Consider the following 17,620-nt stretch of genomic DNA (forward strand, 5'->3'; position numbering starts at 1 on the left):
TCGTCAGGTCAGCGCAGTGGGCCGCAGGACTGCAGGTACTCGAGGGTCCGGGTGGCGATGGGCAGGGGCACGTCCGGCTCGCAGGGGTACAGGTCCTGCTCGACGATCGCGAACAGCTCGACGTGCTCGAGCGCCGCCAGCGCGTCGAGGATCGGCGGCATGGCGGGGATGCCGCGCGGCGGCTCGCACATCGCACCGAGCTTGACGGCCTCACCGAACCCGAGGCCCTCGACGCGCACCTTCGTCATCACCTGCGGGTCGACCTGCTTGAGGTGCACGTAGCCGATGCGCTCGGGGTAGTCCTGGATCAGCTTCAGGTTGTCGCCGTCGCAGTACGAGATGTGACCGGTGTCCAGGCACAGGCTGACCAGGTCGGGGTCGGTCTCGGCCAGGAAGCGCTCCACCCGCTGGTGGGTGTCCACGTGGCTGTCGGCGTGCGGGTGGAACTGGATCTGCAGCCCGAACTCGTCCCGAATGGCTTTGGCCAGCCGGTCGATCTGCCGGGCGTAGGCGGGCCACTCCTGCTCGGTGAGCTCGGCCGCCTCGAGCACGTCGCCGGTGGCCGGGTCGCGCCAGAAGTCCGGGATCACGACGACGTGCTGGGCGCCCATCGCCGCGGTGAGCCCGGCGACGGCGGACACCCCGGCCCACGTCGTCTCCCACGAGTCCTTGCGGTGCAGGTGCTCGAAGATCGTGCCGGCGGTGACCGTGAGGCCGCGCTGGTCGAGCTCGTCCCGCAGTTGGCTGGGATCGGTCGGCAGGTAGCCGTAGGGACCCAGCTCGATGCGGGTGTAGCCCGCGCCGGCGACCTCGTCCAGGAAGCGCTGCCACGGCACCTGGGCCGGGTCGTCGCCGTACCAGACCCCCCAGCTGTCCGGTGCGCTGCCGATGAGGGCGGGCTTGCTCATGACTCTCCTTCAGAGGACTCGCTACTGACAGTCGTAGGGGTGAGATAGGGGTGCTGGTGCGTCCGGTGCTCGAGGTAGCGCTGGTAGGCGGCGGTGGTCGACTCCAGCTCGGCGACCTGGCTGACCGGGACGTCCCACCAGGACTCGCTGTCCGGGGCGGGCACGAGTGGGTCGGTCTGCACGTGGATGAGCACCGGACCGCCGTGGGCGGGCGCCTCCTTGGCCTGCCGGATCGCCTGGTCGAGCTCGTCGCGTGAGCCGACCTCGATCACGTGCACGCCGAGGCTGCGCGCGTTCGCGGCCAGGTCGACGGGGAGCACGTCGCCGTCCAGCCGGCCGGACTCGTGGTCGCGGAAGCGGTAGCGGGTGCCGAACCGCTGCGACCCGAGCTCCTCGGACAGCGAGCCGATGGAGTGGAACCCGTGGTTCTGCACGAGGACGACGATGACCTTCACGCGTTCCTGGACGGCGGTGACCAGCTCGGTGGGCATCATCAGGTACCCGCCGTCGCCCACCATCGCGAAGACGTCGCGGGACTCGTCGGCCAGCCGGATCCCGATGGACGCCGGCACCTCGTATCCCATGCAGGAGTAGCCGTACTCGACGTGGTAGGCCTTGCGGTCCCGGACGCGCCACAGCTTGTGCAGGTCACCGGGCATCGACCCGGCGGCGCACAGGACGACGTCCCGCGGGTCGCTGAGCTCGTTCACGCTGCCCAGCACGGCGGCCTGGGTGAGCAGGCCGTCGGCGAGCTGGTCCGTGACCGTGGCCGGCGGGTAGTACGCGGCTTCCACCTCGGCGTCCCACTCGCGCCACCGGTCGGCCTGCTCGGCGCGGTACTCCTCGCTCACGCCGTAGCCGTCGAGCGCCCGGGTCAGCTCGGTCAGGGCCTCCCGAGCGTCCGCCACGACCGAGAGGCCGCTCTGCTTGCCGGCGTCGAAGCCGGCCACGTTGATGTTGACGAAGCGCACGCCCTCGGCGCCGAACGCGGTCCGCGACGCGGAAGTGAAGTCGCTCCACCGGGTCCCGAGCCCGATCACCACGTCGGCCTGCCGAGCCAGGGCGTTCGCCGCCGTGGTGCCGGTCGAGCCGACCGCGCCCATCTGCTGCGGGTGGCCGTGCGGCAGCGAACCCTTGCCCGCCTGCGACTCGCCGACCGGGATCCCGGTCGCCTCGCACAGCGCCTGCAGCGCGGCCTCGGCGCCCGAGTAGTGCACGCCCCCGCCGGCCACGATCAGGGGACGCCGGGCCGACCTGATCACGGCGGCGGCGGCGGAGATGCGGGCGGGCTCGGCGGGCGGTCGGGCGACGTGCCAGGTCCGGTCCGCGAAGAGCTCCACCGGCCAGTCGAACGCCTCCGCCTGAACGTCCTGCGGCAGGGCGAGCGTGACGGCGCCCGTCTCGACGGGGTCGGTGAGCACCCGCATGGCACCGAGCAGCGCGGACGGGAGCTGCTCGGCCCGGGTCACCCGGTCGAAGAACCGGGACAGCGGGCGGAACGCGTCGTTCACCGTGACGTCCCCGGCGTACGGGGTCTCGAGCTCCTGCAGCACCGGCGCCGAGCGACGGGTGGCGAACGTTCCGGACGGCAGGAGCAGCACCGGCAGCCGGTTGACCGTCGCCAGCGCGGCGCCGGTCAGCATGTTGGTCGAGCCCGGCCCGACGGACGCGGTGCACACCCACGTCTGCAGGCGGTCCTTCTGCCGCGCGTACGCCACCGACGTGTGCACCATGGCCTGCTCGTTGCGGGCCAGCACGTACGGCAGGCCCGGCGTCGAGCCGGCGGCCAGGGCGGCGGTCTCGTGCTGCAGCAGGGCCTGTCCGATGCCGGCGACGTTGCCGTGACCGAAGATGCCGAAGCAGCCGGCGAACAGCTTCTGCCGCTCGCCGTCGCGCTCGGACCACTGGTGGGCCAGGAACTCGACCGTCGCCTGGGCCACGGTCAACCGGACGGTGTCGCTCATCGCGCTTCCTCTCGCGGTCGCAGTCGTGGGTCCACGTCCAGGCCCGCCCAGCTGTCGCGGACCCAGGCGTGCGCGGGGTCGTCGCAGATCAGCCAGGCCCGGACCGGGCCCGGTCCGGCCATGACGTTCAGGTAGTACAGGTCGTATCCCGGCGGTGCCATGGCCGGCCCGTGCCAGCCGTGCGGGACCAGGACGACGTCGCCGCTGCGCACCTCGGCGAAGACGTCGATCGGCCGGTCCGCCGTCCCGTACACCCGTTGGTACCCAACGGGATCCGCGCCGGTCCGGACGTCGCGCCCGTCGTGCGCGCCCTCGACCTGGCACTCGAAGTAGTAGATCTCCTCGAGCTCGGTCTCGACCCCCGCGCGCTCCTCGTCGTGCTTGTGCGGCGGGTAGGAGCTCCAGTTCCCGGCTGGGGTGATCACCTCGCACGCGATGATCGCGTCCGCCTGCAGGACGCCCGGCGTGCCGAAGTTGCGCACCTCGCGGGACGCGACGCCGGCGCCGCGCAGCTCGACCGGCACGTCGGCGGCTGCCAGGTGCTGGAAGGGTGCGGTGCCCGCGCCGGCGACCAGCGCCGCGCAGACGGCGATCCGGGACGTCGGCGCCACGCCGGTCAGGGTGCAGGCGGAGCCGGCGGGGGCGAAGACGACGTCCGTCGGCCCGGCGAACACGCTGGCCCGACCAGCCAGCGTGGCGGACCGGGGCGAACCGTCCGACAGGGTCGCTTCGACGTCCGCCGAGCCGGACAGGGGCACGACGACGTACTCCCACGGCCCGGCCGGCACCCGCACGCGATCGCCCTGGGCCAGCGTCGCCACCCGGAGGCCGGTGTGCGTCCAGCCGGAGACCTGGTCGTCGACGACCACGTCGAAGCCGTCCCGGGCCGCACTGCCCAGCGGCAGCACCCACTGGCTCGTGCTCATGCGGTCGCCCCTGACTCCACAGTCCCGTGCACCAGCTCGGCCGCGATGTCCACCGCGGCGGCGACGTCGCCGTCCGGTGGGTAGAGCAGCGCCCGGCCGACGACGAGTCCGCGCACCGCCTGCAGCTGCAACGCCTTCGCCCAGGACGCGTACGTGTCCTGGGGGTCACCGGCCGGGTCCCCGCCGAGGAGCAGGGTCGGCATGGTCGTGGCCTCCATGACCCGCTCCAGCTCGTCGACCACCGGCAGCTTCATCCAGGTGTAGGCGCTGCTGGCCCCGAGCCCGGACGCGATGTGGATCGAGCGGATGGTGCTGTCGGGGTCGAGCAGGTTGCGCACCCGGTCGTCCTCGCGGACGGACAGGAAGGGCTCGACCATCGCGACCAGCTGGCGTTCGGCCAGCTCGGTGACGGCCCGTCCGCTGGCCTCCAGGGTCGCGGCGGTGCCCGGGTCGTCGAGGCAGATCCGGGTGAGCATCTTGCCGCCGTCCAGGCCACGGCCGGCGATCTCCGCTGCCGTGTAGCCGGTGAACCGGTCGTCGAACTCGAAGGCGGCACCCTGCAGCCCGCCGCGGTTCATCGAGCCGATCACGACCTTGCCGTCCAGGGCGCCCAGCAGCAGCAGGTCGTCCAGGATGTCGGGGGTGCCCAGGACGCCGTCGACGCCGGGCCGGGACAGCGCCGTCGCCAGCCGGTCGAGGAGGTCGATCCGGCTCGCCATGGCCATCGCGTCGCCGCGCACGCCGAGGGCGTTGCGGGCGGGGTGGTCGGCCGCCACGATCAGCAGCCGGCCGTCGTCCCCGAGCAGCGGGCGGCGGACGCGCGATGCCCACCCGTCCCTGATCCGGCCCGGCTCACGGGCCCGGATCTCAGTGAGGTTCCGCAACGGTCCGTCCCTTCAGCGCCGACTCCACCGTGGCCTGGTCCGGCATCGCGGTCGAGCACTCGAGCTGGCCGGCGACGAGCGCGCCGGCGACGTTCGCGAACTCCAGGATCCGGCGCAGGTCCCAGCCGGAGAGCAGGCCGTGCACCAGCGCACCACCGAACGCGTCACCGGCGCCGAGCCCGTTGACGACCTCGACCGGGAACGGCGGCACCTCGACGCGCTCGTCGGCGGTGGCCGCGAGCACGCCCTTCGGCCCCTGCTTGACGACGGCGAGTGCGAGACCTCGCTCGAGCAGCGCGTCGGCGGCTCGCTGCGGGTCCTCCTCGCCGACGGCGACCCGGCACTCCTCACGGTTGCCCACCGCGACGGTGGCGTGCTCCAGCGCCTTCGCGACCTGCGCGCCGGCCTGCTCGGGGTGCTCCCAGAACATGGGGCGGTAGTCGAGGTCGAGGATGGTGTGCGACCGGCGTCCGCGCGCTTCGAGCGCGGCGAAGTGCGTGGCCCGGGACGGTTCCTGGGACAGCCCGGTCACCGTGAGCCAGAACACCTTTGCCTGCTGGATCGCCGCGACCGGCAGGTCGTCGGTGGTCAGCTGCAGGTCCGGCGCGGTCGGGTACCGGTAGAAGTACAGCGGGAAGTCGTCGGGCGGGAACACCTCGCAGAAGGTCACCGGGGTCGGCGGCCCTTCGCCGGACGAGATGTACGTCGGGTCGACCCCCAGTCGTTCCGCCTCGCGCCGGACGAAGCGACCGAACGGGTCGTCGCCGGTCCGGGTGATCAGGGCGACGTCGCGGCCGTACTGCGCCGCCGCCACCGCGACGTTGGTCGCGCTGCCGCCGAGGAACTTCTCGAAGGTCCGGACGTCCTCCAGCCCGACACCGTGCTCGAGCGGGTAGATGTCGACGCCGGTCCGCCCGACGGTGACCAGGTCGTAGTCCGTCACCGGGCGCCACCGATCTGCGAGACGTCCACCGGCTCGCCCTTCAGCCGGGACAGCTCGCACGCCTCCGCGATCCGGAAGGCGGCCAACGCGTCGGCCACGGTGCACGGGCTCGGCGCCCCGGCGACGACCCCGGTGAAGGCGGTGAGCTCCGCGCGGTACGCCGGCAGGAAGCGCTCCATGAACGACCACCGCTGCGGGCCGCGCGGGTAGTCGGCACCGGCCTCCATCGAGCGCACGGCCAGTGAGTCGTCGTACCCGACACCGACGGTGCCCTGGGAGCCGTGGACCTCCATGCGAACGTCGTGACCGGCGCCGTTGTACCGGGTGGCCGACACCGAGACCAGGGTGTCGTCGTCCAGCCGGAGCACGGCGGCGGCGGTGTCGACGTCCCCGCCCTCGGTGAAGAAGCCCTCGCCCTTGTTGGCGCCGGTCGCGAACGCGCTGACCACCTCGCGGCCGGTGACGAACCGCAGGATGTCGAAGTCGTGGATGCTGCAGTCGCGGAAGAGGCCGCCACTGGTGGGGATGTACGCGGCGGGCGGCGGGGCCTGGTCGAGGGTGTACGCCATGACGGTGTGCACGAAGCCGAGCTCACCGCTGAGCACCGCGTCCCGGGCCCGCCGGTAGCCGTCGTCGAACCGCCGCTGGAAGCCGACGTGCACGCGCACGCCGCTGCTGGCGACCAGGTCGAGGAGGTCGGTGGTCTCCTCGAGGGTGCGGGCGACCGGCTTCTCGCAGAAGGTCGTCACGCCGGCCTGCACGGCGCGACGCAACGTGGCGGCGTGGGCGTCGGTCGACGTCGCGATCACCAGGGCGTCGACCTGGCCCAGCAGCTCGTCCAGATCTGCCGCGAAGCGGTAGCCGTGCTCGCTCGCCAACCGCTGCGCCGTCTCGGGCAGGGCGTCGGTGACGACGACCTCGTCGACCGCGTCCAGCGCGGCCAAGGTCGAGGCGTGGAACGCGCCGATGCGCCCCGTGCCGGCCAGTCCGATCCGCATGGTTCCTCCTCCGTCGACGACCCTCACGTCGCACCGGCTGCGATCGGCTCGAGGACCAGTGCCATCAACCTTCCTGGCACGGCGGGGTCTACGTCAAGACTTTGTATTGACATTCTTACGTCCCTCAATAGACTCCTCGCATGACAGCCGTACGGGTGCCGGTGGCGATCGACCGGTCCTCGCCCGTCCCGCTCTACCACCAGCTGGCCGAGCAGCTCACGGCGTCGGTCGCCGACGGTCGACTGCAGCCGGGGGACCCGTTCGAGAACGAGATGGCCCTGGCCGAGCGGCTCCAGCTGTCCCGCCCGACGGTGCGCCGCGCCATCCAGGAGCTCGTCGACCAGGGCCTGCTGGTGCGCCGGCGCGGGCTCGGCACGACCGTGGCCAACCGCAAGGTGCATCGCAAGTTCGAGCTCAGCAGCCTCTTCGACGACCTCGAACGGGACGGGCGCAAGCCCACCACCCAGGTCCTCGTGCACGAGGTCGTCCAGGACGACCACGCCGCGATGGCCCTGGACCTGCCCTCCGACACCCCGCTGCTGCACGTCCAGCGGGTGCGCTGCGCCGAGGGCACCCCACTGGCGCTGCTGCACAACTGGCTGCCGCCGGCCACCAGCGACCTGACCCTGGACGAGCTCACCGCCAAGGGCCTGTACGCCGCACTCCGCGATCGTGGAGTGCGTCCGGTCGTGGCGCAGCAGACCATCGGCGCGCGGATGCCGACGCCCACGGAACGGCGAGCGCTCGCCATGAAGGCCGGCCAGCCGGTGCTCACGATGACCCGGATGGCCTTCGATGCGGCCGGGAACGCGGTGGAGTTCGGCAGCCACTGCTACCGAGCGGCCGAGTACGAGATCAACCTGATGGTCGACGAGCGCTAGCGGCGCCACCGATGCCGGGGTCGTCGCTGCCGTTGAGCCGGGTGCCGCCGTCCAGGGACGCGCCGCCGCTGCGGTGGGGTGTCATGGGCACGGGATGGATCGCCGAGCGGTTCGTCACGGCGCTGCGTGCCCACACCCGGCAGCTGCCGCACGCCGTCGGGTCGCGAAATCCAGGGAGCGCGGCCGCCTTCGCGGCGGACCACGGCCTGCCAGTCGCGCACGGCTCGTACGAGCACCTGCTGGGTGACCCGTCCGTCGACGTCATCTACGTCGCCACCCCGCACAGCCACCACCTCGAAGCCGCCCTGGCCACGATCGCCGCGGGCAAGCACGTCGTCGTCGAGAAGCCCCTGGGCGTCAACGCCGACGAAGCAGAACGCATCGCGTCGGCCGCCCGCGAGCAGGGGGTCTACTGCGTCGAGGCGCTGTGGACGCTGTTCCTGCCCAAGTTCGACGTGCTGCGGCAGGTCCTGGACGACGGCGCCGTCGGTGAACCGTTGTCGGTCGTGGCGGACCTCGGTGACTGGTTCGACGACAGCCACCGCATCCGCCGCGCGGACCTGGCCGGCGGCGCCATGCTCGACCTCGGGACCTACCCGGTCAGCCTCGCCACGTGGGTCCTCGGCGAACCCGCCGACGTCGCCGCGCTGGCCGCCCGAACGGGCGACGTGACGGCCCAGTTCGGGGCGGTCCTGCGGTCGCCGGTCGGGGCTATCGCCTCGCTGTTCTCGTCGATCGACTCGATCACGCCCACGACGGCGATGATCGCCGGTACCGAGGGAGGGATCATCCTCGACGGGCCGTTCTTCATGCCCGGCCGGTTCGTCGTCCGCGACCGGCGAGGCCCTCCGCTGGTCTGGGACGAGCCGGCCGTGGGCCACCAGGGACTTCACTTCGAGGCCGCCGCAGTCGCCCGAGACCTGGCGGAGGGTCGGACGGAGTCGTCTGTCCGCCCACTGCGGGCGAGCATCGAGACCCTGCGCACGATGGACCGGATCACCGCCGCCGGCTGAGCTCGATGCACTGGCGATCGCCGGGTGTTGGGAGCACACCGGAGCGGGCGGTCGACAGGGGTCGGCCAGCTGGGTCAGTCGCCCAGCCTGAGTGGCGTTGCCCCGGATGGGTGAGGATGGTGCCTGCAGGGGCGGCTCCAGCCGCCCAGTCGACCGGGGACTGGTGGTTGTTCGTGTGGCTTCGCGGGTTCGGCGGTCGGCCGTGAACCGGCTCAGCAGCGCGTCCTCGCCGTACCTGTTGCAGCACAAGGACAACCCGGTGGACTGGCAGGAGTGGGGACCGGAGGCGTTCGACGAGGCCCGACGGCGCGACGTGCCGATCCTGCTCAGCATCGGCTACGCGTCCTGCCACTGGTGCCACGTGATGGCTCACGAGTCCTTCGAGGACGTCGCCACCGCGGCCGACCTGAACGCCGGCTTCGTCGCGGTCAAGGTCGACCGCGAGGAGCGGCCGGACGTGGACGCCGTCTACATGGAGGCCACCGTCGCGATGACCGGCCACGGCGGCTGGCCGATGACCGTCTTCCTCACCCCGGACGGCACGGTCTTTCACGCCGGCACCTACTACCCACCGACCCCCCGACAGGGCATGCCGTCGTTCCGCCAGCTGCTCGCGGCCGTCAGCGAGGCGTGGCGGGAGCGGCGCGAGGAGGTCGAGTCGGCCAGCGAGCGGATCACCCGCGCTCTCGCCGACCAGCGGGCGACGACCGGGGGAGTGGCCGGCGAACTGCCGACCGCCCATGACCTCGAGCAGGCCGTGCACCGGGTCGCCACCGACCACGACCAGCGCAACGGTGGGTTCGGCGGCGCGCCGAAGTTCCCGCCGTCCATGGTGCTCGAGTGGTTGCTGCGGCACGCCGCCCGCGTCGGCACGGAGCCCGGCACCAGTGGCGCCATCGCCGCCGCCATGGCCACGAACACGTTGCAGCACATGGCGTCCAGCGGCACCTACGACCAGCTCGAGGGCGGCTTCGCGAGGTACAGCGTGGACGCCGCGTGGGTCGTGCCGCACTTCGAGAAGATGCTCTACGACAACGCGTTGCTGGCGCGCGTCTACCTGCACTGGTGGCGGCTGACGGGTGACCCGCTGGGACGACGGATCGCCCTCGAGACGTGCGACTTCATGCTGCAGCGACTGGGCACGGGCGAGGGCGGACTGGCCAGCGCGCTCGACGCCGACACCCCCACCGGCGAGGACGGCCACGGTGTCGAAGGGCTCACCTACGTGTGGACCCCGGCCCAGCTCGTCGAGGTGCTCGGCCCGGACGACGGGGCCTGGGCCGCGCAAGCGTTCGGGGTGACCGACGCGGGCACGTTCGAGCACGGATCGTCGACGCTGCGGCTGCTGGTCGACGTGGACGACGTCGACGCCCCGTCGGAAGACGTCGACCGCTGGCAGGCGGCGCGCGACGCGTTGCGGCAGAGCCGGTCCACCCGCCCGCAGCCGTTCCGCGACGACAAGGTCGTGGCGGCCTGGAACGGCCTGGCGGTCGCCGCGCTGGCCGAGACGGGCGCGCTGCTGGAGCGGCCGGACCTGGTGGAGGCGGCCGCTCGTGCGGCCGGCCTGCTGCTCGACGTCCACGTGGTCGACGGCGGGTTGCGCCGGGTGTCGCTGGGTGGCCGGGCCGGCGCACCGGCCGGCACGTTGGAGGACCACGGGGACGTGGTCGAGGGCCTGCTGGCGCTCTACGCGGCGACCGGCGAGCCGCGGTGGGCGCAGGCGGCGTCCGAGCTGGTGGACCAGGTGCGCCAACGGTTCTGGGACGGCGCGACCGGCTTCAGCGACACCGCGTACGACGCTCCGGACCCGCTGCTCGCGGCGGCCGGCGGCCGGCGTCCGGCCGATCCGGCGGACAACGCGTACCCCTCCGGCGTCGCGGCGGCCGCGGGGGCGTTGCTGTCGTGGTCCGCGCTCAGCGGCGACGCCGCGAGCCGGGACGCCGCCGAGCGCGCGCTCGCGTTGATCGCCCGCGTCGCGGCCAGCTCGCCGCGGTTCGCCGGGTGGGGTCTAGCGGTCGCCGAGGCGGCTTTGGACGGTCCGCGCGAGGTCGCCGTCGTCGGCCCGTTGGACGACCCGGCGACGCGCGAGCTGTGGGACGCGGCACTGCACGGGACCGCCCCCGGCCTGGTGGTGGCGGCGGGGGAGCCGGGCACCCGCCCCGCGGTCCCGCTGCTGGAGCAGCGTGACCTGGTCGACGGACGCCCGGCGGCCTATGCCTGCCGCGCGATGGTCTGCGACCTCCCGACGTCCGATCCGGCGCGGCTGCGCGCGTTCGTTGGACCGGGAGCGGAAGGCCTGGACTAGCTCGGGTGCGAGTACACCGCGAACGAGACCGCGATGTAGTGCACGACGAACGCGGCGACGGTGCAGGCGTGGAAGATCTCGTGGAAGCCGAACCAGCGCGGGCTCGGGTTCGGGCGTTTGATGCCGTAGATGACACCGCCGGCGGTGTAGAGGCCGCCGCCGACGATGATCAGCACGATCAGCGCGACGCCCCCGGTGTGCAGGAACGCCGGCAGGTAGAACACCGCGACCCAGCCGAGGGCGATGTAGACCGGGGTGTAGAGCCAGCGGGGGGCGCCCACCCAGAACACCCGGAACAGCACCCCGAGCAGGGCGCCGATCCAGACCACGAGCAGCAGCGTGCGCGCCTTGCCCGGAGGCAGCAGCAGTGCCGCGAACGGCGTGTAGCTGCCGGCGATGATCAGGAAGATGTTCGAGTGGTCCATGCGCTTGAGCAGGATCGCGGTGCGCGGCGACCAGTTGCCCCGGTGGTACAGGGCGCTGGTGCCGAACAGCAGGGCGGCGCTCAACGTGAAGATGGTCGCGGTGATCCGGCCGGCCGGGCTGGGGGCCAGCGCGATGAGCACGATCCCGGCTGCGACGACCAGCGGGAACGTGCCCGCGTGCAACCAGCCGCGCAGCTTGGGCTTCACCGCGGCGACGGCGTCCGAGACGGCCGTCATGGCATCGCTCATCGCGTCGCCGACGGTCTCGCCCATGCCGGCGCGCTGCGACTCGTCACCAGGGTTCTGGTTCGTGGCGCTGGGCTGCTGGCTCATGCGCTCCACCCTAACCTACGGTTGCGTAAGTTACTAGCGCGTAACCTGAGTGGTCCGCACCACGTTCGCCCCTGCCAGTTGTGAAGATGCCGTGCGTGAGCGTCGAGCGAGGGCTCGCTGACGGCCGAGGCCCACCTTACGGGAGTAGCGTGACGGCGGCTGCCCGGACGGGTATCGCGAACGTGAACGACGGAGGGCACGATAGTGGGGCTGCGGGATCTGGCCTACGGCGTCTACGAACGCCGGCTGGCGGCCTCCCTGACGGCCGACTCGATCCCCCGGCACGTCGGCGTCATCGTCGACGGCAACCGACGTTGGGCGCGGGCGGCCGGCGCCGGCACGGCGGCCGGCCACGCGGCGGGCGCGGACAACATGGAGCGGCTGCTCGAGTGGTGCGACGAGGTCGGGGTCGAGGTCGTCACCCTGTGGCTGCTGTCCACCGACAACTTCAACCGCCCCCCCGAGGAGCTCGCGGCGCTGATGCCGATCATCGAGGACCTCACCTCGCGGATCGCAGCCACCGGGCGCTGGCGGGTGCACCCGGTGGGTGCGCTCGACCTGCTGCCTGACGACACCCAGCGCCGGCTCAAGGAGCTCGACGAGAGCACCCGGCACGTCCAGGGCCGCACGGTGAACGCCGCCATCGGGTACGGCGGACGACGCGAGATCGCGGACGCCGTCCGGTCCCTGATGAAGGAGCACGCCGCGAAGGGGACGTCGATCGAGGAGCTGGCCGAGATCCTCGACGTCGAGCACATCAGCGAGCACCTCTACACCCGCGGCCAGCCCGACCCCGACCTGGTGATCCGTACCTCCGGCGAGCAGCGGCTCGGCGGCTTCCTGCTCTGGCAGAGCGCGCACAGCGAGTTCTACTTCTGCGAGGCGTACTGGCCCGACTTCCGCAAGGTCGACTTCCTGCGCGCCCTGCGGGCCTACGGCCAGCGCGAGCGCCGCTTCGGCACCTGACCCGGCCCTCTCCTCGCCGGCTGTTGATCACGTTCAGTGGGCGACACGCCGCTTCTCGAGGCGAACGACCCTCGAGAAGCGGGTGTAGACCCACTGAACGTGATCAACAACGGGGGGGCGGCGGACGCAGGACGGCCGAGGCTCAGGACGACAGGCGGGACAGCGAGCTCTGGTCCCGCAGGGTGGCCAGCACCTCGGCGAGCGGCTGCGGCCGCGCGTACAGGTAGCCCTGGCCGTCGCTGCAGCCGGCCATCCGCAGGACGTCGGCCTGCGACTCGCGCTCGATGCCCTCGGCGACGACGTCCAGGTCCAGCGCTGACGCCATCACCAGGATCGCGTCGACGAGCGCGCGCGAACGCGGCAGGTGGTCGATGTCCCGCACGAAGGAGCGGTCGATCTTCACCACGTCCACCGGCAGGTGCTGCAGGTAGCCGATCGAGGAGAACCCCACCCCGAAGTCGTCGATGGACAGCCGGGCCCCCGCGCCGGTCAGCCGCTCGAGCGTCGTGGCCGTGTGCGGGTCGTCCTGGACGAGCACGGTCTCGGTCATCTCCAGCACGAGCCGGGAGTCCCCGAACGCCTCCACCGCCGCCCGCACCGCCGGCACGAACGTCGGGTCGTGCAGCTGGTGCGCGGACATGTTGACCGCCAGGTCGATGGGGCCACCCGCGGCCCGGACGAGCTGCGGTGAGTCCGCGACCACCTGCTGCAGCACCCGCTGGCCGAGCGGCACGATCAGGCCGCTGTCCTCCGCGGCGGGGATGAACAGGTCCGGCGGCACCAGGGCGCCGTCGCGACGCCAGCGGACGAGCGCCTCGACGCCGCCGATCCGACCGGTGTCCAGGTTCACCACGGGCTGGTAGTGCACGACGAGGTCGTCGCGGATGCCCGTGCGGAGCGCCTCGATCAGCTCCAGGCGCAGGATGCGGTCGGCGCCCAGCGACTCCTCGTACAGCTGGTACTGGCTCTTGCCCCGGCTCTTGGCGCTGTACATGGCCATGTCGGCGTTGCGCATGACCTCGGCGGCGTAGTCCCCGCCGCTGGACAGCACGACGCCCACGCTGGTGCCCACCATGACGCCGTGCCCGGCGACGACGGCCTCGCGGCGGACCGCGGCCAGCACGTCCGTGCACAGCTGCTTGACCACGCTGACGTGCCCGACGTCGCTGAGCAGCACCGCGAACTCGTCGCCGCCGAGCCGCGCCACGCAGTCCCGCGGCCCGACCACCTGGGTCAGCCGCTCGGCCACGGTGCGCAGCAGCTCGTCGCCCGCGGCGTGGCCGAACCGGTCGTTGACCGACTTGAAGCCGTCCAGGTCCAGGTACAGGACGGCGACCTGCCGGCGAGCGCTCGCGCCGAGCAGGGCCGAGTCCAGCCGGTCGGTGAACATCAGCCGGTTCGGCAGCCCGGTGAGGAGGTCGGTGCGGGCCTGGCGTCCGAGCTCGGCCACCAGGTCCAGCCGGGCGAAGGTCTGCGCGCCGACCCCGGCCAGCGACTCCAGGGCCTGCCGGTCCAGCTCGCCGTCGGTGCGGCGCAGGGTCGCGCTGGGCGTGACCAGCCAGTACGGCGTTTCCAGACCGGTCACCGGGGCGCCGATCTCGCGGTCACCCGGCGGTTCGTCCCGCAGGCCGGTCTGCGGACGGTCCAGCACGGCCTCGGCGTGCTCGGCGAGCAGGCTCAGGACCTCCTCGCCGGACGACGCCCCGAAGATCGCGCCGGACGCGTCGAAGAGGCTGTTGAGCCGGCGTCGCTGCTCGGCGGCCCGGCTCAGCGCCTGGCTCGCGATCAGGATGGTCGCCAGCGGCACGGCCAGCAGCAGGCTCGCCCACGGGGGCAGCGCCCGGCCCACCAGCGCGGCGAGGTAGCCGAGGCTGTCGATGCCGACGAACACCAGGCCGGCCAGCAGGCCGCCGCTGTGCCGCACCTGCTCCCACAGCGACGTACCCTCCTCCACCGCGACGGAGAAGGCCGAGATGATCAGGTCGAGTACGAAGAACACGACGCAGCCGGCGCCCACCGCGAGCAGCTCGGCGGGCGACGTCCGACCGAGGCCGTCACCGAGCCGCATCACCAGCACGGCCGCGGTTCCGCAGATCACCGTGATGGCGACGTTGAACAGCCGCACGTCGAGCCGCTTGCGCTTGGACAGCTGGGCCACGGTCTGACCGAGGGCCCAGATGGTCAGCGCGCCCAGCGGGTGGCCGAGCAGCACCACGAGGGCGACCAGGACGGCGGACTCGAACCCGACCTCGATGCCCACGCCGTGCCGGGACAGGCGCAACGGGAACAGCGAGAGCAGCACGATCAGCGGGACGGACAGTGCGCACGCGGCGAACCAGACCCCGTCGACGCTCCCGGAGAAGGCAAAACCCACCGCAGCGCCGGCCGCGAGTGCGGCGCCGACGCTCATGACCATCAGGTCGAAGGCCCAGCTCGCGCTGGACTTCACCTTGGGCGCGGCCTGCATGGTGAGTTGACTCCTGGCAGTCGTGATCGGGCGGGCCCCCTCGAGATGCTTCGGCACGAAACGCACCCGACTGGAGTACCCGCTGTTCACCCGTTCGGTGCGGCGTGTTGCACCGGGACCGACCGGCTCCCGGCGTAGCGTCGAAGACGGCGGACCCGCTCCCTGCGAGTTCGTCCGGGAGGCCCACGTGACGCGACCCCAGGGTTGCGGGGAGGGCCGGATCTCGGCCCCGATGGGGGCCCGGTCCCGGCACCTGACCCGCGAGCGTGGCCGGGGTGCGCGCCCCGGTCCGGGGGAGTCCACGTGACCACTGATCGACGGACGTTCGTGCTCGACACCTCGGTGCTGCTGTCCGACCCGAGAGCCATGCTGCGCTTCGCCGAGCACGAGGTCGTGCTCCCCGTGGTGGTCGTGATCGAACTGGAGGGCAAGCGGCACCACCCCGAGCTGGGGTACTTCGCCCGCACGGCGCTGCGGCTGCTGGACGAGCTGCGGGTGCAGCACGGTCGGCTCGACGCGCCCCTCGAGCTCAGCGGGGGAGGCACCCTGCGGGTCGAGCTGAACCACACCGACCCCGCCTGCCTGCCGGCCGGCTTCCGCCTCGCCGACAACGACACCCGGATCCTCGCGGTGGCCAAGAACCTGGCCGACGAGGGCGCCGCGGTCACGCTGGTCAGCAAGGACCTCCCGCTGCGGGTCAAGGCCTCGGCCGTCGGCCTGACCGCCGAGGAGTACCGGGCCGAGCTCGCGGTGGACTCCGGCTGGACCGGCATGGCCGAGATCGACGTCACCGCGGACGACGTGGCCACCCTCTACGACCAGGGCACCCTCGACCTGGCTGCCGCCGCCGAGCTGCCGTGCCACACCGGTGTCGTGCTGGTCTCCGAGCGGGGCAGCGGGCTGGGCCGGACGACGCCGGACAAGCAGGTGCGGCTGGTCCGCGGCGACCGGGACGCGTTCGGCCTGCACGGGCGCAGCGCCGAGCAGCGGATCGCCCTGGACATGCTGCTCGACCCCGACATCGGCATCATGAGCCTCGGTGGTCGGGCGGGTACCGGCAAGAGCGCCCTGGCCCTGTGCGCGGGGCTGGAGGCCGTGATGGAGCGGCGCCAGCACCGCAAGGTCATCGTGTTCCGCCCGCTCTACGCGGTCGGCGGCCAGGACCTCGGCTACCTGCCGGGCACCGAGGCCGAGAAGATGGGCCCCTGGGGTCAGGCGGTGTTCGACACGCTCGGCGCGCTGGTCAGCAGCGAGGTCGTCGAGGAGATCATGGACCGCGGCATGCTCGAGGTGCTGCCCCTCACGCACATCCGCGGGCGCTCGCTGCACGACGCGTTCGTGGTGGTCGACGAGGCGCAGTCTCTCGAGCGCAACGTGCTGCTCACGGTGCTCAGCCGGGTGGGCCAGAACTCCAAGGTCGTGCTCACCCACGACGTCGCCCAGCGGGACAACCTGCGGGTCGGTCGGCACGACGGAGTCGCTGCAGTCATCGAGGCGCTCAAGGGCCACCCGCTGTTCGCGCACGTCACGCTGACCCGCTCGGAGCGCTCGCCGATCGCCGCGCTGGTGACGGACCTGCTGGAGGGCCTCGAGGTCTGATCCCTTGCGTCACACCCGTCACACACGGGTAGTCACCCGTGTGTGACGGGTCACGAATCTGACCGTGCGTGTGCGATCGGCACGCTGCGTCGACCGACTCGTGATGATTGTGTGTGCACGGTTTGCGATCCCCTTCGGCCTGTGCGCAGGGTGGGGCTCGAACTGAGATCACCCCTGTCTCGAGCGACGGGTGCAATGACCTGCACCTGCTGCTCGCCGGGCGCCCGCGTGCGCACCCTGGGGCGGACCTGCCCGGTCCGCCCGGCGGGCCCAGGCCGGGGTGACGCAGACCGTGCCGCTTGCACGCGGGGTACGGCCGATGAAAGGTACTTCGTGATTCGACGCGCCCTGCGCCGACCTCTGCTGTCCAGCATGACCGCTCTCGCCGCGACCGCTGCGGTCGCCGGCGGGATCGCCGCCAACGAGCCCGAAACCGCCGCGGCGGTGGGACCGCGTATGCAGGTCACCGCCGACATGATCGCCGAGCCCGCCGCGATCGACCCCCGCCCCATCGTCGCCCAGCACAAGCTGCAGGCGGACGCCGCGCAGTACCGGGCGCACCTGCGTGCCCTGGCCAAGGCCAAGGCGGCCCGCGCCAAGGCCGTCCGGGCCAGGGCCGAGGCCAAGGCACGTGCGAGCCGGGCCAAGGAGCGGGCGCGACTGCTGTCCATGGACCCGCGCTCCATCGCGCGGGCCCTGATGGGTGACTACGGCTTCGGCTCCGGCCAGTTCAGCTGCCTCAACTCGCTCTGGCAGAAGGAGAGCGGCTGGAACCTGCACGCCAGCAACCCGTCGTCCGGCGCCTACGGGATCCCGCAGGCGCTCCCGGGCAGCAAGATGGGCACCGTCGCCAGCGACTGGCGGACGAACCCCGCAACCCAGATCAAGTGGGGGCTGCAGTACATCCGCACCTCCTACGGCTCGCCGTGCGCGGCCTGGGGGCACAGCCAGTCCAGCGGCTGGTACTGAGCCACCAGCCTCACCAGCTCGACCCGGCCGGCCCCTCGT

14 protein-coding genes are annotated in these 17,620 nt (G+C 72.3%); 6 read left to right on the plus strand and 8 right to left on the minus strand.

What is annotated here, in order from left to right:
• Positions 1-8: 8 nt before the first annotated feature.
• From ABEB17_RS14530 to ABEB17_RS14555, 6 genes are read right to left on the minus strand one after another with little or no spacing between them, the layout of a single operon-like run.
• Positions 9-908, minus strand: coding sequence for a TIM barrel protein (locus ABEB17_RS14530; RefSeq protein WP_345717452.1), 900 nt, complete (start codon positions 906-908; stop codon positions 9-11).
• Positions 905-2,872, minus strand: coding sequence for a 3D-(3,5/4)-trihydroxycyclohexane-1,2-dione acylhydrolase (decyclizing) (gene iolD / locus ABEB17_RS14535; protein ID WP_345717453.1), 1,968 nt, complete (start codon positions 2,870-2,872; stop codon positions 905-907). Before iolD ends, ABEB17_RS14530 begins: the two co-directional genes overlap by 4 nt.
• Positions 2,869-3,798, minus strand: a complete 930-nt coding sequence (gene iolB, locus ABEB17_RS14540) for a 5-deoxy-glucuronate isomerase (RefSeq protein ID WP_345717454.1) — start codon at positions 3,796-3,798, stop codon at positions 2,869-2,871. The genes iolD and iolB overlap by 4 nt, the downstream gene beginning before the upstream one ends.
• Positions 3,795-4,682 (minus strand): Cgl0159 family (beta/alpha)8-fold protein, encoded by an 888-nt coding sequence (locus ABEB17_RS14545; RefSeq protein ID WP_345717455.1) that lies wholly within the window; start codon positions 4,680-4,682, stop codon positions 3,795-3,797. The genes iolB and ABEB17_RS14545 overlap by 4 nt, the downstream gene beginning before the upstream one ends.
• Positions 4,666-5,625 (minus strand): 5-dehydro-2-deoxygluconokinase, encoded by a 960-nt coding sequence (iolC, locus tag ABEB17_RS14550; RefSeq protein ID WP_345717456.1) that lies wholly within the window; start codon positions 5,623-5,625, stop codon positions 4,666-4,668. The genes ABEB17_RS14545 and iolC overlap by 17 nt, the downstream gene beginning before the upstream one ends.
• Positions 5,622-6,623 (minus strand): Gfo/Idh/MocA family protein, encoded by a 1,002-nt coding sequence (locus tag ABEB17_RS14555; protein ID WP_345717457.1) that lies wholly within the window; start codon positions 6,621-6,623, stop codon positions 5,622-5,624. Before ABEB17_RS14555 ends, iolC begins: the two co-directional genes overlap by 4 nt.
• Positions 6,624-6,763: 140 nt before the next feature.
• Here ABEB17_RS14555 and ABEB17_RS14560 point away from each other — a divergent pair, with 140 nt between their 5' ends.
• From ABEB17_RS14560 to ABEB17_RS14570, 3 genes are all read left to right on the plus strand, one after another.
• Entirely contained in the window at positions 6,764-7,504 is a 741-nt protein-coding gene (locus ABEB17_RS14560) for a GntR family transcriptional regulator (protein ID WP_345717458.1), read from the plus strand.
• Positions 7,505-7,515: 11 nt separating this feature from the next.
• On the plus strand, positions 7,516-8,517 hold the full coding sequence (locus ABEB17_RS14565) for a Gfo/Idh/MocA family protein (protein WP_345717459.1): 1,002 nt from the start codon (positions 7,516-7,518) through the stop codon (positions 8,515-8,517).
• 202 nt (positions 8,518-8,719) lie between these two features.
• Entirely contained in the window at positions 8,720-10,822 is a 2,103-nt protein-coding gene (locus ABEB17_RS14570; RefSeq protein ID WP_345717460.1) for a thioredoxin domain-containing protein, read from the plus strand.
• Here ABEB17_RS14570 and trhA read toward each other — a convergent pair.
• Positions 10,819-11,580, minus strand: a complete 762-nt coding sequence (trhA, locus tag ABEB17_RS14575) for a PAQR family membrane homeostasis protein TrhA (protein ID WP_378227126.1) — start codon at positions 11,578-11,580, stop codon at positions 10,819-10,821. The two genes, ABEB17_RS14570 and trhA, sit on opposite strands and share 4 nt — an antisense overlap.
• A gap of 204 nt (positions 11,581-11,784) precedes the next feature.
• On the opposite strand from trhA, the gene ABEB17_RS14580 reads away from it, so the two are divergent.
• Positions 11,785-12,546, plus strand: coding sequence for an isoprenyl transferase (locus ABEB17_RS14580; protein WP_345717461.1), 762 nt, complete (start codon positions 11,785-11,787; stop codon positions 12,544-12,546).
• A gap of 142 nt (positions 12,547-12,688) precedes the next feature.
• Here ABEB17_RS14580 and ABEB17_RS14585 read toward each other — a convergent pair whose 3' ends face one another.
• On the minus strand, positions 12,689-15,070 hold the full coding sequence (locus ABEB17_RS14585; RefSeq protein WP_345717462.1) for a putative bifunctional diguanylate cyclase/phosphodiesterase: 2,382 nt from the start codon (positions 15,068-15,070) through the stop codon (positions 12,689-12,691).
• A 246-nt stretch (positions 15,071-15,316) separates the two neighbouring features.
• Between ABEB17_RS14585 and phoH2 the strand changes: the two genes are divergently transcribed.
• Positions 15,317-16,612, plus strand: coding sequence for an RNA 5'-3' helicase PhoH2 (gene phoH2, locus ABEB17_RS14590; protein WP_345717463.1), 1,296 nt, complete (start codon positions 15,317-15,319; stop codon positions 16,610-16,612).
• 372 nt (positions 16,613-16,984) lie between these two features.
• Complete coding sequence (locus tag ABEB17_RS14595) at positions 16,985-17,581, plus strand: aggregation-promoting factor C-terminal-like domain-containing protein (RefSeq protein WP_345717464.1); 597 nt, start codon at positions 16,985-16,987, stop codon at positions 17,579-17,581.
• Positions 17,582-17,620: the final 39 nt, after the last annotated feature.

Source organism: Angustibacter luteus (assembly GCF_039541115.1).
GTDB lineage: Bacteria > Actinomycetota > Actinomycetes > Actinomycetales > Angustibacteraceae > Angustibacter > Angustibacter luteus.

Bases quoted from the DNA above. Each gene is read 5' to 3' on its own strand.
- ABEB17_RS14530 (WP_345717452.1), bottom strand. From the start codon at position 908: ATGAGCAAGCCCGCCCTCATCGGCAGCGCACCGGACAGCTGGGGGGTC.
- iolB (WP_345717454.1), bottom strand. From the start codon at position 3,798: ATGAGCACGAGCCAGTGGGTGCTGCCGCTGGGCAGTGCGGCCCGGGAC.
- ABEB17_RS14565 (WP_345717459.1), top strand. From the start codon at position 7,516: ATGCCGGGGTCGTCGCTGCCGTTGAGCCGGGTGCCGCCGTCCAGGGAC.
- trhA (WP_378227126.1), bottom strand. From the start codon at position 11,580: ATGAGCCAGCAGCCCAGCGCCACGAACCAGAACCCTGGTGACGAGTCG.
- iolD (WP_345717453.1), bottom strand. From the start codon at position 2,872: ATGAGCGACACCGTCCGGTTGACCGTGGCCCAGGCGACGGTCGAGTTC.
- ABEB17_RS14555 (WP_345717457.1), bottom strand. From the start codon at position 6,623: ATGCGGATCGGACTGGCCGGCACGGGGCGCATCGGCGCGTTCCACGCC.
- ABEB17_RS14560 (WP_345717458.1), top strand. From the start codon at position 6,764: ATGACAGCCGTACGGGTGCCGGTGGCGATCGACCGGTCCTCGCCCGTC.
- ABEB17_RS14595 (WP_345717464.1), top strand. From the start codon at position 16,985: ATGACCGCTCTCGCCGCGACCGCTGCGGTCGCCGGCGGGATCGCCGCC.